Origin of the sequence: Myroides injenensis M09-0166, assembly GCF_000246945.1 — a bacterium.
Classification (GTDB): Bacteria; Bacteroidota; Bacteroidia; order Flavobacteriales; family Flavobacteriaceae; genus Flavobacterium; species Flavobacterium injenense.
In genome coordinates, this window is sequence record NZ_BAEX01000180.1 from 1 (window position 1) to 735 (window position 735).

Below are 735 nucleotides of genomic sequence, written 5' to 3' on the forward strand. Positions count from 1 at the left end.
AGATATTTCTCAAAATGTTATTAATGAAATAACTAATAATCCTAAAGTTGTTGATAAAATTAAAGAAATTACTACTGTTAAAGTTGTTAAAGATACAGCTGCAGAGACTGGTGAATTAATAGCAGGTAAGAAAGTATTTAAATTAATTAAAGAAGCAAAAGTTGCATCGCCTGGTACGACTTCTTTACCATATAATAGTGAACTTAATGTTGCCTTTGAGCCAGAGGATTTTGCAAGATTATTAAGTGTGCAAATATTGAAGAAAGATGGTCAATTAGTTATGTCAACTGTAACTGATGTGAAATTTGAAGGTGGAAAACTAACATTTAAATTTGGTGTTGGGTCAATGTATTCAACATTACCAATAGGAGATTATGATGTGATTATTGAGTATGTATCTACTAAAGAACCTACTACGAATAATACGCCAGCACCAGGTAATGGGGATTAATTAATAGATTAACTTACTTTATTTAACTTTTAATAAGAAAAACATGAAAAAAAATATAATCACATTATTAGCGATAGCTTTTAGTATAGGAGCTTTTGCTCAAAAACCTGGGGTAGGTATTGGTACAAAAAAAGTAAATCCAGCTGCGGCTTTAGAAATTACTGCAACAGATAAAGGGGTATTAATCCCACGAGTAGCTTTAACTGATAAAGAACAAAAATTACAAACGGGTGTAGAAAATACTAAAAGTCTTTTGATTTTTAACTCAACTGTTGATGAAGCGA

Annotated in this window: 2 protein-coding genes; both read left to right on the forward strand. The window is 30.5% G+C overall.

The window, feature by feature from the left end:
* Positions 1–451: hypothetical protein (locus RH98_RS15805; RefSeq protein WP_010257961.1), on the forward strand; the 451-nt coding region annotated here is incomplete at its 5' end.
* Between the two features lie 43 nt (positions 452–494).
* The coding region (locus tag RH98_RS15045; protein ID WP_010257965.1) for a phage tail-like protein at positions 495–735 on the forward strand (241 nt) is incomplete at its 3' end.